Origin of the sequence: Sanguibacter massiliensis, assembly GCF_900240335.1 — a bacterium.
Classification (GTDB): Bacteria; Actinomycetota; Actinomycetes; order Actinomycetales; family Cellulomonadaceae; genus Flavimobilis; species Flavimobilis massiliensis.
The window spans coordinates 1,006,208-1,030,230 of the sequence record NZ_LT964979.1; the positions used below are offsets into that span (position 1 = coordinate 1,006,208).

A 24,023-nucleotide genomic window follows, 5' to 3' on the forward strand; every position below is an offset into this window, starting at 1 on the left:
CAACCTTCACCCTCAGGTAGAGGGTTAGAGTTATGTCAGGTTCTGCTACGTCGAAGGTAGGTCGCACCGACGCGTGGACCAAGCACCTCGACGTCGCGTGTCGCGCGTGTCGACCGACGCGCCCGGCGCGTCCCGCCCCCGGGCACCCGCACGACCCCGGGTCAACGCGTGATCGGCGCCGTCGGGGCCGAGACGTCGAAGACCTTCGAGCCCTTCGTCTTCTTCGCCGACCGCAGGACCTCGACCACCCGCACCTTGAGCGCCGCGTCCGACTTGCCGCCCCAGAGAATCGTCGCTCCCCCGCGGAGCGTCATCCGCACGTCGTCCGGGCTCTCCGCCGAGATCGTCGCGATCTCCGCCGCGAGCCCCTCGGGCAGCGCATTGAGGAGGATGAGCGCGGACTCGAGGGTCCGGCGCCCCTCGTCCGCGATGTCGAACGTCATCGTCGGAAGCCCCTCGGGAGCAGCGTCCGCACGCCCGACCTGGACCCCCTCGTCGTCGAGCAGGACGACTCCCCCGCCCTGCGGGACCGCCGCGACCGGCTCGCGCGAGACGAGCTCAACCGTGAGACCCCGCGGCCAGTCGCGCGTGAGACGCACGTCCCGCACCCCGGGCACGTCGAGGATCCGTCCGCGCAGCGCCACCGTGTCCAGCCGCGGCAGCGGCACGTCGACGACCCCGTCGACGACCGCGACGACGTCGCCCGGCTCGATGACGGTCCCCTCCCCCGAGATGACGACCTCGTCCGCGTCGAGCGCGAACAGGGGCGAGAAGAACACACCCCAGACGAGCGCACCCAGGACGACGAACCCGGCCGCGACCCACGCACCCCGCACCCACCACCGACGACGACGCTGCGCGTCCCGTTCGGCGAGCCGCGCCGCAAGCCCCGTCGAGACCACCTGGCGCCGCTGGCCCGGGACGAGCGGCACGGCGTCCGTCTCCGGCACGACGAACGCGCTCGCCCCCGGGGGGCGGCCGCCGGCCCCGGCCGTCCCCTCGCCCGACGTCCGCGCGTGCCCCGCCGTGCGCGGGTGCACCGACGTCCCTGCGGCCGACGGGATCGACGGTGACGACGCCACGTGGCGGTCCACCCCCGCCGCGCTGCGCGACGTGGTGCCACGTCGCGCCGCACCGCGCTCGTCGCCACCCCCCGAAGCGCCCGGAGCCGGCACGTCACGCCCACGCGGAGCCGCCGCACGCGGAGCAGCTGGCGAGACGCGCGGTGCGGCCCGTCGACCCCGGCGGCCTGCCGGCTCCTCGTGAGCCTCCTCGGTGGCCCGCGACGGCGCGTCCGGACGCGCCGGCCGCGGCGCCCCGGGGCGCTGCGGCGGCGTCGGACGCGGACGCGCGGGAGGCTTCACGAACGGACCGCGAGGCTCTCGAGCACGACGGGCGCCAACTGCGTGACGTCGCCCGCACCCACGGTGAGGACGAGGTCCCCCGGGCGGGCGAGCGCCGCGATCGCGTGCGCCGCCTCGACACGGCCCGCGACGTGACGCCCACGCCCCGCCATGAGGTCCGTGATCGTCGCGCCCGTCACCGTCGGGTCGTCGTCCTCGCGCGCCGCATAGACGTCCGTGACGACGACCTCGTCCGCGAGCACGAGCGCGTCCGCGAACTCGCGCGCAAACGTGCGCGTCCGGGAGAAAAGGTGAGGTTGGAAGAGCACGAGCACGCGGCCGCCCGCGGCAGCCGGCCGCGCCGCGCGCAGGAGCGCCGCAACCTCCGTGGGGTGGTGCGCGTAGTCGTCGACGACACGCACGCCGCCGGCCGTGCCCCGCTCCTCGAAGCGCCGTCCAGTGCCGAAGAACTGCCCGACACCCGCGACCGCCGCATCCGCGTCGACGCCGAGTCGCAGCGCCACGACGAGCGCCGCGGCCGCGTCGAGCGCATTGTGGACGCCAGGGACCTCGAGGACGACGTCGAGCGTGCGGTCAGCCGGCACGAGGCCCGTCGCGGCCGGCACCTCAAGCGTGAAGCGCCCACCGTCGCCCTCGGCGACGTGGTCGCGGACCACGACGTCGGCGCCCGGCCCGCCGTACGTGAGCGCAGCACCGCCTGCGGCCCGGTGCGCACTGACGAGCGCCGCAGCACCCGCGTCGTCAGCGCACGCAACGAGCAGACCGCCCGCCCTGACGCGGCCCGCGAACTCGACGAAGGCAGCCTCGAACGCCGCGGCACTGCCGTAATGGTCGAGATGGTCGGGCTCGACGTTCGTGACGACCGCGATCTCGGGCCGGTAGTTGAGGAACGAGCCGTCGGACTCGTCGGCCTCCGCGACGAGCACGTCCCCCGCGCCGAGGTGCCCGCCCGGCACCGCTCCCGCAGGGGTGCGCACCGAGCCGCCGATCGCGAACGACGGATCCCGCCCCGCCTCGGCCAGGACGACCGCGATCATCGCGGACGTCGTCGTCTTGCCGTGCGCACCCGCGACCGCGACGGCGCGCGTCCCGTCCATGAGCAGGGCGAGCGCCTCGGACCGGTGGAGGACGCGCAGTCCGCGCGCACGCGCGGCCGCGAGCTCGGGGTTGGTCTCGCGCACCGCCGTCGAGACGACGAGGGTGTCCGCGTCGGCGACGTGGGCAGCGTCGTGACCCACCCAGACGGTGAGCCCCTCGGCGCGCAGCGCGTCGACGACGTCGGATGCGTGCGCGTCAGAGCCCTGGACCTGGACCCCGCGCGCAGCGAGGAGCCGCGCGACGACCGAGACGCCCGCGCCCCCGATCCCGACGAGGTGCGTGCGGCCGAGGTCGGCGAGCGTGCCTGCGGCAGTCATCGTGCACCTCCGGCCGCAGCGAGGACGAGATCGACGACCGCGGCCGTCGCCTCGGGACGGCCGACGCGCGTCGCGGCCGCAGCCATCTCCTCGCGCCGGGCACGGTCCCCGAGCAGCGGCAGGAGTGTCGACCCCACCCACGCGGGCGAGAGCAACCGGTCCTCGACGAGGAGGCCACCCCCCGCGTCGACCGCAGGCTGCGCGTTGAGCCGCTGCTCACCGTTGCCGATGGGCAGCGGCACATACGCCGCGGGGATGCCGAGCGCCGTGAGCTCGGCGACCGTGCCTGCCCCGGCACGGCACAGGACGAGGTCAGCGACCGCGAGCGCGCGCTCCATCTCGAGGAGGTACTCCGCGACGACATAGTCGCCGTCGAGGCCCGCCGCACCGACCGCTGCGCGCACGTCGGCGTCCTTGCCGCGACCCGTGAGGTGGAGGACCTGCGGCCGTCCTGGGCCGAGGTCCGCGAGCGCCGCGGCCGCACCGGCCATCGCAGTGTTGAGGCTCTGCGCGCCGAGGGAGCCCCCTGTGACGACGAGAATGGTGCGGTCCGGGTCGAGCCCGAGCGTCGCGGCCGCCTCGCGGCGCGCCGCGAGCGCGTCGGCGCGCCGGGCAAGCGCGAGCGTCGCGATCTCGCGGCGCAGCGGCAGCCCCGTGAGGCGCGCGCCACGCAGCGGGGTGCCCGGGAAGGTCACCGCGACGGCCGCGGCCCGGCGCGCGCCGAGCCTGTTGGCGAGGCCCGGGCGCGCGTTCTGCTCGTGGACGACGACAGGCACCCCCCGACGTCGTGCCGCGAGGTACGCAGGCGTCGAGACGTAGCCGCCGAACCCGACGACGACGCGCGCCTCGGCCTCCACGATCGCGTCCTCCGCGGCGCGCACCGCGGCACGCAACCTCGACGGCACCGAGAGCATCTCGGCCGACGGTCGCCGCGGCAGCGGGACGCGTGGCACGTGGACGAGCGTGTGCCCGCGTGCCGGCACCAGATCTGCCTCGAGGCCCTCGGCGGTGCCGAGCACGGTGATGCGGGTCGACGCATCCCGCGCCCGCAGCTCGTCGGCGACCGCGAGCAGCGGGTTGACGTGGCCGGCGGTGCCGCCGCCGGCGAGCAGGACGGACTCAGGCACGGGTGGATCTCCCCTTCCGGGAACGACGGACGGACCCGCCGACGACGGCGAGCGAGCGGCGGACGACGCCGGTGCGCGCTGCGAAGGCCTCGCGCGCGCCGGGCTCGTCGCGCGCAAACGAGAGGACGACACCCATCGCAGCCATCGTCATGATGAGCGCCGAGCCTCCCGCGGACACGAGCGGCAACGGGATGCCGATGACGGGCAGGGCGCCGATGACGACGCCGATGTTGACGAGGGCCTGGCCGATGATCCAGCACATGATCGCCCCCGTCGCGATCTTCACGAACGGGTCGGGGTGGCGCACGACGACGCGTGACATCGCCCAGGCGAGCGCTCCGAAGAGCAGGAGCATGAGAATCGTGCCCTGCAAGCCCAGCTCCTCGCCGACGACCGCGAAGATGAAGTCGTTGTGGGCCTCGGGCAGGTAGTGCCACTTCTCCCGGCCCGCGCCGAGCCCGACGCCGGTCCACCCGCCCGTGCCGAGCGCCCACAGGCCGTGCTTCGTCTGGTAGCACGCGTCGCCCACGCCGCAGTCACGGCCGAGCCACGCGTCGATCCGGCCGAGGCGGTTGTCGCTCACCTTGATCATCACGAGGCTGCCCGCCGTCATGAGCGCGCCGCCGAGCGCGAACATCCGTGCGGGGACGCCCGCGACCCACAGCGCCCCCGCGACGATGAGCATGAGGATGATCGCGGTGCCGAGGTCGTTCCCCGAGAGCACGAGGAGGATCGCGGCTGCCGCGACCGGCACGGCGGGCACGATGACGTGCCCCCACCTGCTGAGCAGCTCGCTCTTGCGCGCGAGGACCGCGGCGAGCCACAGCGCGAGCGCGAGCTTGACGATCTCTGACGGCTGGATCGTGAAGGTCGTGCCGGGGATCTTGATCCAGTTGGTGTTGCCGAGCGCGGACACCGACAGCGACGGGACGAAGATGAGCGCCTGGAGCGCGAACGAGCCCAGGAGGATCACCCACGCGAGCTTCTTGTAGACCACGGGACGCAGACTCGCGGTCACCCCGAGAGCGACGACACCGAGAACGGCGTAGACGGCCTGTCCGAGGAAGATCGAGTACGCGTTGCCCTCCCGCGCGATCGACCGGACGGACGAGGCGGAGAGCACCATCGCGAGACCGAAGACGACGAGGAGCACCGTAAGCCCGAGGATGAGGTAGTAGCTCGTCACCGGGGTGTCCCAGGACCCGAGGAGGGACCTGCGTCGGGTCGGCGGAGCGTCGCTGCGCCCCACCGTCTCGTTCGCCGTCATGCCGCTCCCCCTCAGTCGTCCTCCATGGTCCTTCCCGCGACCGCACGTGCGGCTGCGGCGAACTCGTCGCCGCGCTGCGCGTAGCTGCGGAACTGGTCCATCGATGCGCTCGCCGGCGCGAGGAGCACGGTGTCACCCGGGTGGGCGAGCGCCGTCGCAGCCTCGACCGCGCGCGTCATCACCGTCCCAGTGTCGGCCGGATCGATGCGGACGACGGGGATCTGGGGCGCGTGTCGCGCGAACGCGCCGAGGATCTCGGTCGCGTCGGTCCCGATGACGACGGCGGCACGCACGCGATCGGCGCGTCGCACGACGAGGTCGTCGAACGTCGCGCCCTTGGCGAGACCGCCGACGACCCAGACGACGGTTCCCGCGTCGAACGCGGCAAGCGACGCGGACGCAGCGTGGCCGTTCGTCGCCTTAGAGTCGTCGACGAAACGGACCGTCCCGCCTGTGACCTGCGCAGTCGCGACGGTCTCGATCCGATGGTGGCCTCCGGTGAAGGCGCGCAGGCCCGCGCGGACGTCGTCCGCCGACACGCCGTGGGCGCGGGCGAGCGCTGCTGCCGCGAGTGCGTTCGCGACCACGTGCGGCGGAACGCCCGCGTCTCCCCCGAGGTGGGCGAGGTCGCCGAGCGTCGCGAGCTCGTCGGCGCCCTCGTGCCGCGACGGGTCGTCCGCTGCGGTGTGGAACGCGCGGTCGACGAGCAGGTCGTCGACGACGCCGAGTTCCGCGCGCCCAGGGGCGCCGAGCGAGAACCCGACGGCCCGGCAGCCCTCGACGACGTCCGCGTCCTCGACGAGCCGACGCGTCACGGGGTCAGCGACGTTATAGACGCACGCACGCTGCGCGTGCGTGAAGATGCGGCCCTTATCGACCGCGTACCGCTCGAGCGAGCCGTGCCAGTCGAGGTGGTCGGGGGCCACGTTAAGGACCGCGGCGGCCTCGAGCGACGTCGTGCGCGTGAAGCGCAGCTGGAAGCTCGAGAGCTCGACCGCGAGGACGTCGACGGCCGGGTCAAGCGCAGCCTCGACGACCGGGGTGCCGACGTTGCCGACCTCCGCGACCCGCTCCCCCGCCGCCGCCAGGATCGACGTGAGCATGCCGACGGTCGTCGTCTTGCCGTTCGTGCCGGTGACGCCGAGCCACGGCGCGGGTCCGCGCCCGCCCGCGCGGTCCACGCGCAGCCGCCACGCGAGCTCGACCTCGCTCCAGACGGGAATGCCCGCGGCCAGCGCACCTGCGAGCAGCGGGTGGTCGGGGCGCCAGCCGGGCGACGTCACGACGAGGTCGACGTCCGTGAGGTCGACGAGGCGGCCGTCGGCGACGTCCGCGTCGGGCGCCGCGGCGTCGACCGTCGTCACGCGCGCCGTGCGACCCGCGAGAGCCGTGACGACCGCGCGTCCCGTGACGCCGAGCCCGGCGACGACGACGTGCGCCGACGCAAGCGGCACCGCGGGCTCGACGGCCTCGGGTGCCGCGGTCATGCTCCCGCCACCCACTCCGCGTAGAAAATGCCGAGGCCCACGGCCGCGGAGATCATCGCGATGATCCAGAAGCGGATGACGATCGTCACCTCGCCCCAGCCCGAGAGCTCGAAGTGGTGGTGGAGCGGCGCCATCTTGAACACGCGCTTGCCCGTGAGCTTGAACCCGCCGATCTGGATGACGTCGGAGAGCACGATGAGGACGAAGAGGCCGCCGATGATCGCGGCGAGCACCTCGGTGCGCGAGAGGATCGAGAGGCCGGCGAGCGCCCCGCCGAGCGCGAGCGAGCCCGTGTCGCCCATGAAGATCTTCGCAGGCGACGCGTTCCACCAGAGGAAGCCGAAGCACGCGCCCGTGATCGCGGCCGCAACGATCGCGAGGTCCCACGGGTCGCGCACGTCGTAGCACGCGGGGCCTGCCGACGCCGCCGCCGAGCAGCGCTGGTTCCACTGCCAGATCCCGACGAACGTGTACGCCCCAAACACCGCGAGCGAGACGCCGGTCGCGAGCCCGTCGAGGCCGTCGGTGAGGTTGACGGCGTTCGACCACGCCGTGATGAGGAAGTTCGCCCAGAGGACGAAGAGCACGAGGCCCACGGTGACCCCCGCGAACGCGAGGTCGATGCCCGTGTCACGAATGAACGAGATCTTCGTCGAGGCGGGCGTGCGGAAACCCTCGTCCGGGAACTGCAGCGCGAGCACCGCGAACGTGATCCCGACGAGGCCCTGACCGACGATCTTCCCGGCGGCCGAGAGACCGAGGCTCCGCTGCCGCGAGATCTTCGTGAAGTCGTCCGCGAAGCCGACGAGACCGAGGCCCGTCATGAGGAACAGCACGAGCAGCGCCGAGACGCTCGGCAGCCTCCCCGCGACGAGGCTTCCCGCACCGACCGCGAGGAGCGTCGCTCCGATGATGACGACGCCGCCCATCGTCGGCGTGCCACGCTTCATGAGGTGGGAGGTCGGGCCGTCCTGGCGGATGAACTGGCCGTACTGACGCTTCTCGAGGAAGCGGATGAAGAGCGGGGTCGCGAGAAGCGCGACGACGAGCGACGTCCCGCCCGCGACGAGGAGCGCGATCACGCGTCCACCTCCGTCGCTGCGAGCTCGTCACCGAGCCGCCACAGGCCCGTGCCATGGGAGGCCTTGACGAGGACGACGTCCCCGGCGCGCACCTCGTCCGCGAGGACGGCGCGTGCGGCGTCGACGTCGGCGACGTGGATGACCTCGTCGCCCCACGACCCCTCCATCATCGCGCCCTCACGGATCGCCCACGCCCCGTCGCCGACGACGACGGTGAGACGCACGTTGAGCCGGACCGCCAACCGCCCGACCTCGTCGTGCCGCTCGCGCGAGTCCTCACCGAGCTCGAGCATCTCGCCGAGCACCGCGATCGAGCGACGGTCGCGTCCCGCGACGACGGCCAGGGCGCGCAGCGCGGCACGCATCGAGTCCGGGTTGGCGTTGTAGGAGTCGTCGATGATCGTCACGCCGTCGGGGCGCTCGGTCACCTGCATGCGGTGCGGGCTCACGGCGCGCGCGGCGGAGAGCCGCTCGGCGACGACCTCGGGCGCGAGGCCGAGCCGGAGCGCGACCGTGGCCGCGGCGAGCGCGTTCGTCACGTGGTGCTCGCCGACGAGGCGCAGCGCGACCTCGGCCGTCATCTCCCCCGCGACGAGCGTGAACGTCGCACGGCCGGCACGGTCGATGCGCACGTCCTGCGCCCGCACGTCGACGCCGGTCACCGTGCCGAACGTCACGACAGGCCCGTGGGCCGCAGCGGCCATCGCCACGACCCGCAGGTCGTCGCCGTTGAGGATCGCGGTGCCCCCCGCGCGCACGCCCGCGACGAGCTCGGCCTTGGCCTGCGCGATCGCCTCGACTCCACCGAACTCGCCGAGGTGCGCCGAGCCGACGACGAGCACGACCGCGACGTCCGGCGCCGCGATGCCCGTGAGGTACGTGACGTGGCCGATACCGCTCGCCCCCATCTCGAGGACGAGGTAGCGCGTCGAGGCATCGGCCTCGAGGACCGTGAGCGGCAGACCGATCTCGTTGTTGAACGACCCCCGCGGCACGACCGTCGGGGCCTCGGCCGCGAGCAACTGGCCGACGAGGTCCTTCGTCGTCGTTTTGCCGACCGAGCCCGTGATGCCGACGACCTCGAGCGGCCCTGCAGCCCGCAGCCGCGCGAGAACCTCGCGGGCGAGGGCGCCGAGCGCCGCCTGGACGTCGTCGACGACGACCGCTGCCGGAGCGTCGACCTCGTGCGCGACGAGGACGGCCGCGGCGCCTGCTGCGACTGCCGTCGCGACGAAGTCGTGCCCGTCGACGTGCTCACCGCGGAGCGCGACGAACAGCGCGCCAGGGACGACGAGCCGGGAGTCGATGACGACAGGTCCCGTGACACGGGCCCCGGCGTCCCCGAGGACGCGCCCCGCCGTCGCGTCGGCGATCTCGTCGATGCCGAGCTCGATCATGTGGTTACCGTTCTCCCGTTCGTCCGCGCCGAGCGCGCGTGCATGCCAGTCAGTCGTGTGCGGCCGTCAGTCGGCTCGCGCGGCGAGCGCCGCTCGGGCCTCGACCCGGTCGTCGAGAGCGATGTCGACACCGCCGACATCCTGGACGGTCTCGTGCCCGCGCCCCGCGACGAGCACCGTGTCCTCCGGGGCGGCCTCGAGGACCGCCCGGCGCACAGCCTCCGCCCGGGGCGCGACCTCCAGTATCGCAGGCCGAGCCTCGGGAGCGCGCGCCAGGACGGCCTCGTGCGCCCCCGCGAGCACCGCAGCGCGGATCGGCGCAGGGTCCTCGCCGTGCGGGTCGTCGTCCGTGACGACGACGATGTCCGCGCCACGCGCCGCGACCGCGCCCATGACCGGGCGCTTGCCCGTGTCACGCTCCCCCGTCGCCCCGAAGACGACGACAAGTCGGCCGGGCGTCGTCGGGCGGAGCGTCGCGAGCGCGAGCCCGAGCGCATCTGCGTTGTGCGCGAAGTCGACGACGACGCGCGGGGCCGTCGCGAGCACCTCCATGCGTCCGGGCACTGTCGCGTCGAGCCCGTCCCGCGCGAGCGCCCCGGCGACGTCCGTGACGCTCACACCGGACGCAACGACCATAACGATCGCGAGGGCCGCGTTCGCGACGTTGAAGTCGCCCGGCATCGTCACGCGGGCGTCGAGCCGCTCCCCGGCGGGACCGACGAGCGTGAACCGTGAGCCCCCGACGCCAGCGACGTGGTCGACGACGTGCCAGTCGGCGTCCGTGCCGCGCATCGTCACCGTCGTCACGGGAACCTCCGAGCGCTCGGCGAGACGCCGGCCCGCGTCATCGTCGACGACGACGACCCCGCGCCGTGCCCGCGCCGGTGTGAAGAGCGACGCCTTGACGTCGAAGTACTCCTCGAGAGTGCCGTGGAAGTCGAGATGGTCCTGGCTGAGGTTCGTGAAGCCGACGACGTCGTAGACGACGCCGTCGACCCGGTGCAGCGCGAGCGCGTGCGACGAGACCTCCATCGCGAGCGCGTCGACCCCGGCCTCCGCCATCGCGGCGATCCAGCCCTGGAGCTCGGGGGCCTCCGGGGTCGTCAGGCGGCTCGGCACGTCGCGGCCCGCATACCGTGAGACGACCGTCCCGACGAGCCCGGGCCGCCGTCCGAGCTCGCCGAGGAGCCGTTCGAGCAGGAAGGTCGTCGTGGTCTTGCCGTTCGTCCCCGTGACGCCGAACGTCGTCATGCGCGTTGCGGGCTCGTCGTGCACGAGCGCCGCGAGACGGCCGAGGACGCCGCGCGGGTCCGCGTCGACGAGCAGCGGGACACCGGCATCCGCCAGCTCGGCAGCCCCCGTGACGTCCGTGAGGACGGCGCGGGCGCCTCGCCCGACAGCCGCGGGCGCGAACCGCGCACCGTGGGCGCGAGCGCCTGGGAGCGCCGCGAAGAGGTCCCCGGGGACAGCGCGCCGGTCGTCGAGGACGACCGACGAGACGACGACGCCCGGGTCGCCGCGGAGTTCGAGGCCGAGAAGCTCGGCGAGCCGTCCGACGGTGACCTCGGTGAGAAGGGAGGGCAGCGTGCGTGGGTCGTTCACGGGTGAGAACCTACCGGTCCCCCGGGGCCCGTCTTCTCGACCTGGGCCGTGGGGCACGTGAGAGGATCGTGCAGGCTCACCACTCGGTCGGGATCTTCGTCGCCTTCGAGCCGCTCGGCTCGACCCCGAGGTGCTGCAGCGCGAACGCCGTGACGTCCGCGAAGACGGGGGCCGCGGCCTCACCACCGTAGAGGAGCTTGTCGGAGTAGAGCGACACCGAGACCGCGATCCGCGGATCGTCGGCGGGTGCAATGCCGTTGAACGACGCCACGAAGTGGTCGTACGTGCCCGTGAGAGGGTTCGGGGCCTGGGCCGTACCGGTCTTCCCGGCGATCCGGTACCCCGGGACGGCAGCCTTCTTGCCCGTGCCGTCGGAGACGACCGTCTCCATCATCTGGAGCACGGTGTCGGCGGTCTCCTTCGAGACGACCTGCGTCGTCTCGGCCGGCTTGACGGCCTCGTACGTGCCGTCCTCGGACCGGTAGCCCTTGATGATGCGCGGAGTGTTGCGGACCCCGCCGTTGGCGATCGTCGCGAACACCTCGTTGCTCTGGATCGCCGTTACGGCGACGCCCTGGCCGAAGAGCACGTTCCAGCGCGTGCGTCCGTCCCACTTCTCGACCGGATGGAGGATGCCGGCGGACTCGCCCGGCAGGCCGATCCCCGTCTTCTGGCCGAAGCCGAACTTCGAGAGGTAGTCGTAGCGCACCTGCATCGGGATCTTCTCGCCGATCATCACGGTGCCCGTGTTCGACGACTCCGCGAAGACGCCCGCAAGGGTGAGCTGCTGGGGCACGTGCGCGTGCGAGTCCCGGATCGTCTGCCCGTTGTCCGTCACGTACGTGTCGGGCACCGTGAACTTCGACGTCGGTGTCCACGCCCCCGTCTCGAGAGCCGCGGCCATCGTGATGACCTTCGCGGTCGAGCCGGGCTCGAAGACGTTGGAGATGGCCCGGGAGCCCCAGTTCGCGGGGTCACTGCTCGCGAGGTCCGCCGGGTCGACCGTGCTCGTCTCGGCGAGCGCGAGGATCTGCCCCGTCCGCGTGTCGGACACGACGATGTTGCCGTACGTCGCGCCGTACGCGCGTGCCGCCTTCTCAATCGCGTCCTGCGCCTTCCACTGCAGGTCGGACTTCACCGTGAGCTCGACGTCACGACCGTCGACCGCCTCGACGCGCTCCTTCTCACCCGTCGGGATGAGCGCGCCGCGCGGGTCCTGCTCGAGGAGGTAGGAGCCGTTGGTGCCGCGCAGCTGCGTCTCCTGCGACTGCTCGACCCCGGCGGAGCCGACGCCCTCGGAGTTGACGAACCCCAGGATGTTGCCCGCGACGTTGCCGTTCGGGTACTTGCGCTCGGACGTCTCCTCCGCGCTGATGAACGCGATACGGAGCGCCTTGATCGCGCTCCACGTCTCGGGGAGCACGCCGCGCGAGATGTACTTGCCGCGGCGGTCGCCGACGAGGTCGGCCGCGAGTTCCGCGACTGGACGGTCGAGGATCGGCGCGAGGACCTCGGCGAGCGCCTCGGCGCCCTGGCCGAGGAGACGTCCGTCCTCGTAGCGCTTCCAATCCGGCACGAGAGTCTGGTCGACGAGGATGTCGTACCGGGTCACCGACATGGCCATAACCTTGCCGTCGGCGTCGAGGATGTCGCCGCGCTGCGGTACGAGTTCACCCGAGACGAGCCGGCCCCGAAGCGCCTCGGCGGCGAGGTCCGGCCCCTCGACGGCCTGGACGTAGACGAGACGCCCGGCGAAGACCCCGAGGATCGCGAGGACCCCGATGAGGAGCGCACGCTGACGGGCGTGCGGCGACCCGGTGCGTGCCGCGAACCACGCGGGCATGACGAGCGTGGGCGCCCCGGAGAACGCGGGGCGCACGTGGCGGTCGGCCGCGCCGCGGTCGACGGGACGACGACCGACGGTGCTGCGGTCGACGGGGTGACCGTCGGCGCGCGTCCGTGCTGCGGGCTGACGGGCCGACGCCCGTGGCACCACGCCACCGGAACGAGCCGCAGTCGTGCGGGCAGGACGCCGGGCTGTACCCAGGGGACTGCCGACACGGGTCGCGGCGCCAGCGCGGTTCGCGGAGGCCCCACGCGGCGCTGAGCTTGCACGTGTCCGGGCCTGCCGCGACGACGACCGTGCGGCCTGCTGAGGGTCCGCCGTCCGGGAGGGCGCGGGACGTCCGGCGGACCGCTGACCACCCGCCGCAGCAGCGCGAGGCATCCGCGAGGACGTCGCGGCGCGGGGTTCAGTGACACGCCGTTCAGAGGTGCGCGGCTCCCGGCCACGGACGGGACGTTCGCCCGAGGGCTGCCTCGTCGTCGAACGCGGAGCGCCTCGGTCGGGACGCCGGTCGTCGCTCATGCCAGACCTCAGTTCTTCGCCTGCGCCGGGGTGACGTCGCCGATGACCTTGCCGTCCTCGAGCCGCACGAACGCAGGAGTCGAGTCTTGCACCATGCCCATCCGCGACGCGTGCTCGGCAAGCGCGTGCGGAGACGAGGCCGCGTCGATCTGCGTGAGGAGCGCCTGCTCGACCTGCGCGAGCTGGGAGATCTCACGCTGGAGGCTGCGCTGCTCGTACGAACCGTGGGCCATCGTCGTGTTGAGGAGGAGCACGCCCGCGAGCGCGGTCGCGAGGATCGCAATGCACAGCAGGATGAACGGGACGCGCGACCGCGAGACGGCGGGCGTCGTCACGAGACGGATACGGCTCGCCGGGACGGGCTGCGTCCGCGGTGCCGCGGGCGCGACGGGACGCGGCGCGTACGCGGCGGGGGCGTGCTGTGCGCTCATCGCGCGGCCTCTCGGTTCGGTCGCAGGTGGTCAGGGGTCGGGCGGGTGCGGCGCGCGGCGCGCAGCCGGACGGACTGGGCCCGGGGGTTGTCGTCGAGCTCGGCCCCGTCGGCCTCCTCGGCCCCGCGGGTGAGGAGCTCGAGGTAGGACTTGTGCGTCTCGGGCTCGACGGGGAGCCCGGGAGGTGCCGAAGACGTCGCACCGCGCTGGAAGACGCGTTTGACGAGCCGGTCCTCGAGCGAGTGATAGCTCTCAACGACGATCCGGCCGTCGACGGCCAGTGCCTCGACCGCGGCGGGGACGGCGCGGTCGAGCACCTCGAGCTCGCCGTTGACCTCGATGCGCAAGGCCTGGAACGTGCGCTTGGCCGGGTGTCCGCCCGTCCTGCGGGTCGCCGCCGGGATGCACGCGCGCACGAGGTCGACGAGCTCCGCGCTCGTCGACCAGGGTCGCTCCTCGCGGATCCGGACGATCGAGCGGGCGATCTTGCCGGCGAAGCGCTCCTCGCCGTACTCGCGCAGGATCCGGGCGAGCTCACGCTCGTCATAGGTGTTGAGGACGTCGGCCGCGGTCTGGCCCGTCGTCGGGTCCATGCGCATGTCGAGCGGGGCGTCGTGGGCGTACGCGAACCCGCGGTCGACCTCGTCGAGCTGGAGTGAGGACACGCCGAGGTCCATGAGGACTCCCTGGACGCCGTCGAGCCCGAGGTCCGCGACGACGTCGCCAATCTCGTCGTACACCGCGTGGACCGCCGTGAAGCGGTCGCCGAAGCGAGCGAGCCTCTCGCTCGCGAGGGCGATCGCCTGCGGGTCCCGGTCGATGCCGACGACGCGCGCCGTCGGAACCTGCTCGAGGACGGCCTCGGTGTGCCCGCCCATGCCGAGCGTGCAATCGACGAGGACCGAGCCCGGCGCCGCGAGCGCGGGGGCGAGGAGGTCGACGCACCGTTGGAGGAGGACGGGGCGGTGGCGGTCGGACGTCTCCCGCTCGGGCTCGTGCGTCATGCGGCGTCTCCTCTCGGGGCGATGGTGCGGTCTGGACCGGTCGTGCTGGCTGGCGCGGAGGTGGCAGGTCGGGAGGGCTCTGGGCTTCCGCCCGACCAGGTCTCCCACCGCGACCCCGCTGGCGCCGGGGAAGTGCGCCAGATGGGGCGGGAGGAGGCCTCGTCGTACGGACGTGGACCCTCGGGTCAGAACGGGAACGGGGGCAGCACCTCCTCCGCGGTGTCGGCGTAGCCGGACTCCTGCTCGGCGAGGTACGCCTCCCAGGTCGGGCCGTCCCAGATCTCGACGCGCGTGCCCATGCCGATGACGGCGAGGTCGCGGTCGAGGCTCGCGTACTCGCGCAGCGGCGCGGGGATCGAGATGCGTCCCTGCTTGTCGGGGATCTCGTCGCTCGCTCCCGAGAGGAGGACGCGGAGGTAGTCGCGCGACTGCTTGCTCGTCACGGGGGCGAGACGGATCTGCTCGTACATGCGCCGGAACTCCTCCATGGGCAGGAGGTAGAGGCAGCGCTCCTGGCCACGGGTCATGACGAGGCCGGAGGCGAGCTGCCCGCGGAACTTCGCGGGAAGGAGCAGCCGGCCCTTGTCGTCGAGGCGCGGCGTGTACGTGCCGAGCAGCAGGCTCGGTGCCCCCGCGATCGTCTCTGCCATCCGGATACACCTCCCCTCCGTCCCCGGTTGCCCCACTGTACTCCACTTCCCTCCACCAACAAGGCACGCGGGCAGATCTATCACCCGCAGCACGGGTGTATGCGCAGGTCAGACACGGTGGAGCGGAGTGGAGTGAAGAATGGGAAAACAGCTCACGCGCCCCACGACACCGCACTCCCGCACCCCCATTCCAGGACGGCAAGATCCGCAGGATCCCGCGGGCCAGCCCCACCCCCGCCCCGCGCNTATGTTCGCACCATCAATGGCTGTGTCAATACTGCGATCATAGCTGATGCTATTTATTTTTTAAGTGAGACGACAAGACGAGGAGAAGACACAGAGTGGTGCGTCGACAGTGTCAGATGTGTATAATATTCAGGAACAAGGGCGGCGCGAGCGCTAGCCGTACGGAGTCGTCGGCAGCGTCTCATGTGTATAAGAGACAGGTGGGGGAAGTGGTCAGCGCGCACCTCCCGCACCGGCACGACCCGATGACCCGCCCGTCCCGCGCCCGGGACAGAGGTGATCCGGACCACTCCCGTCGTCTACGCTGCGACTCACGACCGAGGAGGACCCGTGAGGACGACACCGCCGACGCCCGTCGAGCTCGACGAGATCACCAGCACCTGCGACGCGATCCGCGACCGGCTCGCGCACGTGCTCTCGGGCAAGCCCCAGGTCGTCATGACGACGATCGCCGTGCTCCTCGCCGAGGGACACCTCCTCGTCGAGGACGTCCCCGGCGTCGGGAAGACCACGCTCGCCCGCGCCCTCGCCCGGACCATCCGGGGCACCGTCGGCCGCGTGCAGTTCACGCCCGACCTCCTGCCCGGCGACCTCACCGGCATGACGATCTACCGCACCCACGACGGCACGTTCGAGTTCCGCCCCGGACCGATCTTCGCGAACGTCGTCATCGGCGACGAGATCAACCGAGCCTCCCCCAAGACCCAGTCCGCGCTCCTCCAGTGCATGGAGGAACGTCAGGCGACCGTCGACGGCACGACCCACGAGCTCCCCCGGCCCTTCCTCGTCGTCGCGACGCAGAACCCCGTCGAGATGGAGGGCACCTACCCCCTCCCGGAGGCTCAGCGCGACCGCTTCACCGCATGCATCTCCGTCGGGTACCCGTCGGCCGACGCCGAGCTCGAGATGCTCGAGCGCCGCGAGACCACCGACCCGCTCGACGAGATCGAACCCGTCACCGACGTCGCGACGCTCGGACGCTTCATCGACGTCGTCCACCGCGTGTTCGCCGCCGAGGCCGTCAAGCGCTACGCGATCGACCTCGTCCGCGCGACCCGCGAGGACCCCGACGTCCGACTCGGGGCGTCTCCCCGCGCCTCCGTCCAGCTGCTCCGTGTCGCACGCGCCGTCGCCGCGCTCAGCGGCCGCGAGTACGTGACGCCCGACGACGTCCAGCGGCTCGCCGCACCCGTCCTCGCCCACCGGCTCGTCGTCAACCCGTCCGCCCGGGCCTCGGGCCGCAGCGCCACCGACATCGTCGACAGCGTCCTCGCACGCGTCCCCGTCCCCACGCCCGCCCGCCGATGACGGCACGCCCCGTCACCCGCACCGCCCGCCTCACCCACCGTGGGACCGGGCTGCTGCTCACCGGGGTCGTCCTCGTCCTGTCCGGGTTCGTCGCCGCGCTCACCCCGGTCGTCCTCCTCGGGCTGCTCCTGTGCATCCCCGTCGCCGCGACGACGATCGTCCTCGTCGCCCTCCACCCGTCCGGACGGTTCACCGTCACCCGCAGTCTGCGGCCAGCCCCCGCCCACGTCGGCGACGAGGTCACCGTGACGACACGCGTCGCTCCGCGCCACCTCACCGCGTGGTCCTCCGACCTCCTCCACGGCTTCGGCCTCGCCGAGGAGGTCCCGCCAGCGCTGAGGTCCGGCACCCCCCTCCGTGCGCTCGTCCGCGCACGCTACGAGGACGTCCACCTTGACTACGTGCTCCTCCCCACCGTCCGCGGCCGCTGGCCGCTCGGCCCCCTCGAGGTCACCCGGGTCGGCCCGCTCGGGCTCTGCCGCGCCACGTCGACGCTCGGCGAGGCGACCGCCGTCGCCGTCCGCCCCCGGCTCCTGCCGATGACGGGCAGTTCCGCGCTCGCCCAAGCCGGCATCTCCCCCATGCAGGCCGGCGCGAACGAACCGAGCGACGAGGACGCGTCGCTGCGACGCTACGTGCCCGGCGACGACCTGCGCCGCGTGCACTGGAAGAGCGCCGCCCGCCACCGAGAGCTTCACGTCCGCGTCGACGAGGGCGCGAGCCTCACCCCCGCGACCGTCGTCGTCGACCTCCCCGCAGCTCGAAGGACGGCGCACGACATCGTCCTCGAACGCATCATCTCCGTCGGCGCGACCCTCGCGACCCACCTCGTCGAGACCGGGCACGCGGTGCGCCTCGTCGCCGTCGGCGACGCGGGCCCCGCCTCCCCCTCTGCCGGTGCCCGGGTCGTCGCGACCGACGACGCCGCCCGCGCGCGCATCCTCGACCCGACGATCGACCTCACCCCCATGCCCGTCGGCGCCGCGCGCACCGCCGCCCGCGCCGCCCGCCTCACCGAGGTCGTCGGCGGACGTCGCGGCGCCGAGCAGATCGTCGTCGTCCTCGGCGGTGACACCGAGGCCGCCGATATCGAGCTCGCCGCGTACGGCGACGAGGCCGCGACCTCCGCGACCCGCACCGCCGTCGTCGTCACCCGGACCGGCGGCCCGAACCCCGTCGCGAACCGTCTGCGCGACCACGGGTGGCGCACCGTCGTGCTCGCCGACGACAACCTCGACGACGCGTGGCAGCAGCTCCTGGGGGTCCGCGCGTGAACGGCTCGGCAGAGTACCTGCCCTCCCCCGGACGCATCATCGCCTCGGGTGCGCTCCTCGCGACCGCCGTGAGCGCCTCCGCATTCGGCCTCTCCGCCGTCATCACCCCCGGCGCGTGGCGCGCCGAGGTCATGAGCCTCGTCCTCCTCGTCAGCGCCGTCGTCGTGCTCGCGCGGCTCTCGTTGCGCGCATGGCGCGGCCCCGACGTCGGGACGTTCGCCGCCCTCGCCCCGACGTTCCTCGGTGCGGCCGTGAGCACGTGGCTCGTCCTCGGCCGCTTCGGGACGGCGACCGCGACCGCGACGACTGCGACTCCGTTCGACCCCGCCGTCGGCCCGTCCGACGCCCGCAACGTGCTCGACCTCCTCCGCACGATCACCGACCTCCTCGCCGCGCACGCCGCACCGGCCGACCCCTTCGAGCCGATCGTGCTCCTCGTCGTCCTCGGGGCGCTCGGCGTCCTCGCGCTCGCCGACGTCGTCGTCGCGGTCCGCGTGCCCGCGCTCGCCGGCGTCGCCGTCGTCCTCCTCTGGCTCCCGCCGCTGCTCATCGTCCAGGACATGTCGGCCGGGCCCGTCATCGTCGCCGGCCTCGCGCTCCTCGGTCTCCTCGCCGTCGACGACCCGCACGCGATCGTCCGCCGTTACCCCGCACCGCGCGGGAACCGGTGGGCCCAAGACCGCGAGCGGGCCCTGCGCACGTACGGCCCGCGGGCCGTCCGCTGGGGCTCGCTCACCGCCGTCACGGTCGTCGGGACGCTCGGGCTCAGCACGGCTCTCCCCCACGTCCCCGGCTGGGGCACCGTCGAGGCTCCCAACGTCCGCACGGGCGTCGGGCAGGTCGGCGAGAACCTCGACCTCGCACGCAGCCTCGGCGAACGGTCGCAGCGCAAGGCGTTCAGCTACACGATCACGTCACCCGCGGAGCGCGGCCCCCTCCGCACCGGCACGCTCTACGACTTCGACGGACGCACGTGGTCGTCGCAGCGCTCGCGCGCGACCGCGGTCACCGACGGCTCCGTGCTGTGGCCCGGAACGTTCACGGGCGCGCTCCGCTCTCCCGTGACGATCAACCTGCGCACCGAGGAGATGCGCGGCGGAACCCTTCCCGTGCCGCTCGACCCGCGCACTGTCGCCCGCGCCGGTGCGACGAGCGCGTACGACGGAACGCGGGACGTCGTGACGACGAGCCCGGACCTCTCCTCGGGCGACGTGGCCGCTCTCACCTTCCACCCGCGCGACCTCTCCGCCGACGCACTGCGGGCGGCATCGGCCCCTCGTCGGGGCGACGAGATCCCCGAGAGCGACGCACCAGCCGTCAAGTCGTCGTTCGACCTCCCCGAGACACCGGGCGCCGACGAGATCGCCGCGATCGCGTCCGACATCGTCGCCGAGGCCCCGACCGACTACGACCGCGCTGTCGCGCTCCAGGACCACCTGCGCAACGGCCCGCAGTTCCGCTACACGCTCGAGATTCCGGAGGGGACGAGCAGCGACGCAGTCCTCGACTTCCTCGAGGACGGACGCGGGTACTGCGTCCAGTTCGCGACCGCGATGACCGCGATGGCACGCTCGCTGGGCATGCCTGCCCGGCTCGCGGTCGGCTACCTCCCCGGACGCTCCGAGGGCGGCCGGTACGTGGTGCGGGGCCGGGACGCGCACGCGTGGCCCGAGATCTACTTCTCCGGGCTCGGTTGGGTGAGGTTCGAGCCGACTCCCGGAACGCAGTCCGGTCTCGCCCCCACCTACACGGCTCCCGAGCCCGACGAGACCGCAGCTCCGACCGAGGAACCGACCGTCGCAACGGCGACGCCCGGTGCGACCCCGACCGGCGCCACCGACAGGCCGAACGCCACGGCCACCGCATCCGCGCCCACGAGCACGACGTCCGACGGTGCCACACCGTGGCTCATCGGGGGCGTCGGGACACTCATCCTCGTCACGCTCGGCATCGCCGGCCTGTGGGTGCGGCGGCGCGCCGAGGCGCACCGCGACGTCGAGGCGGCCTGGCGTGCCACCCTCGGTGCGGCGCGGCGTGCTGGGCTCGTCCCGGGGTCGAGCGAGACGACACGTGCGTTCGCCGACAGGGTCGGCCGAGACGACGGCGGGCTCGTCGAGCTGGCGCGTGCGGTCGAGCGCGCACGCTACGCACCCGGCGCTCCCGTCCCGGACCCCGCCGCCGTCGCGCGCCTCGAACGGGAGGCGCTCGACGAGGTCGCGCGGCTCCGCGCCGAACGTTCGGGGAAGGTCACCGACGACGCGCCGGACGCAGCGACGGTCTCCGCTCTCGACGACGTCGACGCGCCGCGCCGCTGACAGCCGACCAGGTTCCGCCACGGTTCTGGTCCGATCCTGGGCGGTCCGGGGGCACTCCTTCCCTGTCCTGCCGGGGCGCTTTCCTTCCCTGCCCCTGCCCCTGCCCCTGCCGCTGCCGCTGCCGCTGCCGGGCACGCTGCCAGAGCTTGCTGCCGGGGCGCGGCGGCCGATGGCGGCCGGGGAGCGCGAGAGGCTCCGCGCGCAGTGCGCACGGAGCCTCTCGTCAAGATGGTGTGGTCGCCCCCGAGGGGCCGAGCCGCTGTCAGCGGCTCGTCGTCAGAGGCCGCCGTCCTTGCGCTTGTCCCAGCGGTCCTCCATGCGCTGCATGAAACTCTCGCCGCGTGCCTTGCCGCGGCCGCGCTGCCGCGCGTGGGGCGTGACGTGGCCGGAGTCGTTGACGACACCCTGGGGGCCGCTGCCCCCGGTGCCCGACGGTCCGAGAACCGCGTAGGTCACGCCGCCGAACATCACGAGGAAGCCAAAGATGCCGACGACGGCAATGCTCTGGACCACCCCGAGGACGAGGAGGAGCAGGCCGACGAGCACGCCGACCGTGGCGACGATGATCTTGCGTCCCGTGCGTCGGCGGGGCGTGGTGAGCGTCGTGGCGAGCTTCGGGTCGTCGGCGGAGAGCTGACGCTCCATCTGCTCGAGCACGCGCTGCTCGTACTCGGACAGTGGCATGGGCACCCCCGCTTCATCGATCGGGACAGGCGGTCAACTCTAGGATAGGTCGCTTCGCGCGGAAGTTGTACCCAGCGCCGACGTGACGGCCCGCACGGAGCGTGCCGAGCCCGGGGCCCCGGCGGGACGAGTGCCGGCGCGCGACGTCACCGGACGATCGGCGCAGCGCCCCGTTCGCTCCGCACAGCGCCCTGCTCGCCCCGCGCCGTGCCCTGCTCGCCCCGCGGCGCGAGCCGTGACGCACCCGGGCCGATCGCCGACGAGCCGAAGCGCTCCCGCACGAGGTCCATCGCGGCCTCGGCCTCACGCCGGCGTTCGACGGTCCCGTCCGCCGCTTCCTCGAGGGTCGTCTGGACGGCGGCTCCGTCGCGCACGACGAGCCCCTCGAGCCGGACACCGACGAGGCGGACCGGATGCCCCCGCAGGTCGACTCCGGCGAGCAGCTCGCGCGCGGCGAGGTAGATCTCGCGCCCGACGTCCGTCGGGGCGTCGAGCGTCCGGGACCTGCTGAGCGTTCGGAAGTCGCTCGTGCGGACCTTGAGCGCGACGACGCGACCCACCTGTCCGTGCTTCCTCAGGCGTGCGGCGACATGGTCGGCAAGCCCGAGGAGACGTGCCTCAACCTCCGTGAGGTCGGTGCGGTCGTGGTCGAACGTCGACTCGGCCCCGAGGCTCTTCTCGATGCGTGTCGGCTCGACGGGCCGAGGGTCTCGTCCCCAGGCGAGGTCATGGAGCCGCGCGCCTGCCGACCTGCCGACCGCGCCCCGGAGCACCTCAACCTCCGTGTCGGCCAGCTGCGCGACCGTCGTGATGCCGTAGCGGGCAAGACGCTCCTCGGTGCGCTCGCCCACGCCCCACAGCGCGCCGACCGGAAGGGAACGGAGGAACGGGATGGTCGCGCCACGTGGCACGAGGAGCAGGCCGTCGGGCTTCGCGTGGACCGACGCGAGCTTCGCGACGAACTTCGTCGACGCGATACCGACCGAGCACGTGATGCCGAGCGCGCGTGCAACCCGTTCGCGGATGCCTTCGGCGATGACGACCGGGGGCCCGAGACGGCGCCGTGCACCCCGGACGTCGAGGAATGCCTCGTCCACGCTCAGCTGCTCGACGAGGCTCGTGACGTCGCGGAGGATCGACATGACCTCGTGCGACACCTCACGGTAGAGACCGTGCTCGGGACGCACGACGACAGCCTGCGGGCAGAGCCGCAGAGCTGCGGCCATCGGCATGGCCGACCGCACGCCGAACGCGCGCGCCTCGTACGTCGCGGACAGCACGACGCCACGCTCGGCACCCCCGACGATGACGGGTCGGCCACGCAGCTCCGGCCGCCGAGCCAGCTCGACGAGCGCGAAGAAGGCGTCCATGTCGACGTGGAGGACGTTGCACCCATCGTCGTCGTCGCCCCACGAGCGGCCGCGAAGATCGGCCCGTGGACCCCGACTCATGAGCGTTCCCGCCCCGTCATGACGCACGCACGGCACGGAGCGCACGCGCTCCTCCGGCGGTGTCCCCGGTCGTGTCCTCGACGAGCGCGTCGATCGTGTCACGGAAGTCCTCGGCGTCCTCGAGCGCACGGTCCGCACGCACGTCGTCGACGAGGTCAACCCGCCCACCTTCCACCGAGGCGCGCACCCGAGCGGCGTCGGCGAAGACGGCGGCCCAGCCCGCGAGCTCGGGCACGCGGTCCGCAAGCTGCTCCCACGCCGACCGGTCACGGCCGCGGCCGCGCGGCGGCACGACCGCTGCCAACACCGCACCCGCAGCACGCAGCGCGGCGAAGTGCGCGTGGAGGAAGCGGTCGACCGGGTCCTGCGAGAGTTGCGCCGCGAGGATCTCGGCGTCGGAGCGCCGCATGAGCGTCGACTCCTGGACACCACGGAGCGCGAGCTGTCCCTCGACCGCGCGGCTCCTGCGCGGGGTCATCGTCGTCACTGTCATCTCCGCCACCTCCTCGCTCCATCATCGAACATCTGTTCGAGACCGTCAAGCCCTCCGGGGCCGTCTACGGTGGTCCCCATGGCCCGCCGCACCTCCCGACGTCGATCGAACACCGAGCCACCGACATTCGCGCTCCCGAACGGCCCCGTCGAGATCACGACCGGCACCGCAGAAGCGATCGTCGACCGCGACGACCCCCGCGGGGTCACCGTGCTCGTCAACGGGGTCCCGAGCTCCTACGTCCACGAAGACCCGAGCGTCCTCGCGTTCGAGTACATGGAGCACATGGCCGCCCTCCTCGACGCGGTCACCCCCGGGCCCGTGCGCGCCATGCACGTCGGGGCTGCTGGATGCACCCTGCCCCGCTGGATCGAGGCCCGGCGGCCGGGGTCGCGCCAGGTCGCGATCGATCCCGACCCGACGCTTCTCGAGCTCGTCCGCACCTGGTTTGACCTGCCACGCTCACCCGTCCTACGCCTGCGCGCGGAGGACGGACGAGCCGCCCTCGCGACGTCAGCCCCGGCCAGCGCCGACGTCGTCATCCGTGACGCGTTCGCCGGCGACACGACGCCCGCACATCTCACGACCACGGGCTGGGCCGACGACGTGTGCAGGGTACTGCGCCCCGGCGGCCTCTACCTCGCGAACATCGCCGACCGCGCGCCGCTGCGCCTCGCCCGTGCCGAGGTCGCCACCCTTCTCGAGGGGCTCGTCCCCGCGCCGGACGCAGGACCCGAGCCGACCCGCTGGACCTCCGTTGCCCTCGTCGCCGAGCCCGCAGTCCTCAAGGGACGCCGCTACGGCAACCTCGTGCTTGCCGCAGTCCGCGCAGGCGCGCCCGGCCCCGACCTCGGCGGGGCGCACGTCGAGCGCGCGCTTCGGCGGCTCGCCGTCCCCGCATCCCTCGTCGACGGGGACGCGCTCACCCGCTTCGCGGCCGGGGCGGCACCCCGTGAGGACCCCGCGCGGTGCGCCAGGCGCGGCGCCGACGAGCCCGTCACGAGCGAACCCGCGCTCGCCGAGCCTCGCGTGGAGGAGCCGGGCGACGTCTGACCGGC

General features: G+C 73.1%; 19 protein-coding genes. 4 read left to right on the forward strand and 15 right to left on the reverse strand.

The genetic code is table 11. The annotated features are described in order from the left end of the window. Positions 1–161: 161 nt before the first annotated feature. From C1729_RS04730 to mraZ, 12 genes are all read right to left on the reverse strand, one after another. The gene (locus tag C1729_RS04730; RefSeq protein ID WP_129590663.1) at positions 162–1,082 is read right to left on the reverse strand and encodes a cell division protein FtsQ/DivIB; all 921 of its coding nucleotides are present in this window, start codon (positions 1,080–1,082) and stop codon (positions 162–164) included. A gap of 278 nt (positions 1,083–1,360) precedes the next feature. Further along, a complete protein-coding gene (murC, locus tag C1729_RS14520) occupies positions 1,361–2,779 on the reverse strand; it encodes a UDP-N-acetylmuramate--L-alanine ligase (RefSeq protein ID WP_165375415.1) in 1,419 nt (472 codons plus the stop codon). Then, positions 2,776–3,906 carry an undecaprenyldiphospho-muramoylpentapeptide beta-N-acetylglucosaminyltransferase gene (gene murG, locus C1729_RS14525; RefSeq protein ID WP_242493712.1) on the reverse strand — a complete coding sequence of 377 codons (1,131 nt, stop codon included), beginning with the start codon at positions 3,904–3,906 and terminating at the stop codon, positions 2,776–2,778. Before murG ends, murC begins: the two co-directional genes overlap by 4 nt. Continuing rightward, the gene (gene ftsW, locus C1729_RS04740) at positions 3,899–5,173 is read right to left on the reverse strand and encodes a putative lipid II flippase FtsW (protein ID WP_102508925.1); all 1,275 of its coding nucleotides are present in this window, start codon (positions 5,171–5,173) and stop codon (positions 3,899–3,901) included. Before ftsW ends, murG begins: the two co-directional genes overlap by 8 nt. Before the next feature lie 11 nt (positions 5,174–5,184). Next, positions 5,185–6,660 carry a UDP-N-acetylmuramoyl-L-alanine--D-glutamate ligase gene (gene murD, locus C1729_RS04745; protein ID WP_102508926.1) on the reverse strand — a complete coding sequence of 492 codons (1,476 nt, stop codon included), beginning with the start codon at positions 6,658–6,660 and terminating at the stop codon, positions 5,185–5,187. Continuing rightward, positions 6,657–7,742 carry a phospho-N-acetylmuramoyl-pentapeptide-transferase gene (mraY, locus tag C1729_RS04750; protein ID WP_102508927.1) on the reverse strand — a complete coding sequence of 362 codons (1,086 nt, stop codon included), beginning with the start codon at positions 7,740–7,742 and terminating at the stop codon, positions 6,657–6,659. The genes murD and mraY overlap by 4 nt, the downstream gene beginning before the upstream one ends. Next, a complete protein-coding gene (locus C1729_RS04755) occupies positions 7,739–9,139 on the reverse strand; it encodes a UDP-N-acetylmuramoyl-tripeptide--D-alanyl-D-alanine ligase (protein WP_102508928.1) in 1,401 nt (466 codons plus the stop codon). The genes mraY and C1729_RS04755 overlap by 4 nt, the downstream gene beginning before the upstream one ends. Before the next feature lie 66 nt (positions 9,140–9,205). Continuing rightward, positions 9,206–10,741, reverse strand: coding sequence for a UDP-N-acetylmuramoyl-L-alanyl-D-glutamate--2,6-diaminopimelate ligase (locus tag C1729_RS04760; RefSeq protein ID WP_102508929.1), 1,536 nt, complete (start codon positions 10,739–10,741; stop codon positions 9,206–9,208). Between the two features lie 76 nt (positions 10,742–10,817). Further along, complete coding sequence (locus C1729_RS04765) at positions 10,818–12,734, reverse strand: peptidoglycan D,D-transpeptidase FtsI family protein (RefSeq protein ID WP_242493713.1); 1,917 nt, start codon at positions 12,732–12,734, stop codon at positions 10,818–10,820. A gap of 383 nt (positions 12,735–13,117) precedes the next feature. Continuing rightward, positions 13,118–13,540: a cell division protein FtsL gene (ftsL, locus tag C1729_RS04770; RefSeq protein WP_102508931.1), complete on the reverse strand. Its 423-nt coding sequence runs from the start codon at positions 13,538–13,540 to the stop codon at positions 13,118–13,120. Next, entirely contained in the window at positions 13,537–14,544 is a 1,008-nt protein-coding gene (rsmH, locus tag C1729_RS04775) for a 16S rRNA (cytosine(1402)-N(4))-methyltransferase RsmH (protein WP_102508932.1), read from the reverse strand. Before rsmH ends, ftsL begins: the two co-directional genes overlap by 4 nt. A gap of 185 nt (positions 14,545–14,729) precedes the next feature. Continuing rightward, a complete protein-coding gene (gene mraZ, locus C1729_RS04780; RefSeq protein WP_102510523.1) occupies positions 14,730–15,164 on the reverse strand; it encodes a division/cell wall cluster transcriptional repressor MraZ in 435 nt (144 codons plus the stop codon). Positions 15,165–15,770: 606 nt separating this feature from the next. On the opposite strand from mraZ, the gene C1729_RS04785 reads away from it, so the two are divergent. Genes C1729_RS04785 through C1729_RS04795 form a run of 3 tightly spaced genes read left to right on the forward strand, consistent with a single transcriptional unit; the run spans position 15,771 to position 20,337 of the window. Next, complete coding sequence (locus tag C1729_RS04785) at positions 15,771–16,748, forward strand: AAA family ATPase (protein WP_242493714.1); 978 nt, start codon at positions 15,771–15,773, stop codon at positions 16,746–16,748. Further along, entirely contained in the window at positions 16,745–18,022 is a 1,278-nt protein-coding gene (locus tag C1729_RS04790) for a DUF58 domain-containing protein (protein ID WP_102508933.1), read from the forward strand. The genes C1729_RS04785 and C1729_RS04790 overlap by 4 nt, the downstream gene beginning before the upstream one ends. Then, entirely contained in the window at positions 18,019–20,337 is a 2,319-nt protein-coding gene (locus C1729_RS04795; RefSeq protein WP_165375416.1) for a transglutaminase TgpA family protein, read from the forward strand. Before C1729_RS04790 ends, C1729_RS04795 begins: the two co-directional genes overlap by 4 nt. A 276-nt stretch (positions 20,338–20,613) precedes the next feature. On the opposite strand, the gene C1729_RS04800 is transcribed toward C1729_RS04795, so the two are convergent. The 3 genes from C1729_RS04800 to C1729_RS04810 form a co-directional block, all read right to left on the reverse strand. Next, positions 20,614–21,021 carry a DUF3040 domain-containing protein gene (locus C1729_RS04800; protein ID WP_102508935.1) on the reverse strand — a complete coding sequence of 136 codons (408 nt, stop codon included), beginning with the start codon at positions 21,019–21,021 and terminating at the stop codon, positions 20,614–20,616. A 146-nt stretch (positions 21,022–21,167) separates the two neighbouring features. Beyond that, positions 21,168–22,472: a DNA polymerase IV gene (dinB, locus tag C1729_RS04805; RefSeq protein WP_102510525.1), complete on the reverse strand. Its 1,305-nt coding sequence runs from the start codon at positions 22,470–22,472 to the stop codon at positions 21,168–21,170. Positions 22,473–22,488: 16 nt separating this feature from the next. Further along, a complete protein-coding gene (locus tag C1729_RS04810) occupies positions 22,489–22,965 on the reverse strand; it encodes an SAV_6107 family HEPN domain-containing protein (protein ID WP_129590665.1) in 477 nt (158 codons plus the stop codon). 78 nt (positions 22,966–23,043) lie between these two features. Between C1729_RS04810 and C1729_RS04815 the strand changes: the two genes are divergently transcribed. Continuing rightward, positions 23,044–24,018, forward strand: a complete 975-nt coding sequence (locus C1729_RS04815; RefSeq protein WP_207204563.1) for a spermidine synthase — start codon at positions 23,044–23,046, stop codon at positions 24,016–24,018. The last annotated feature ends 5 nt before the right edge of the window (positions 24,019–24,023 follow it).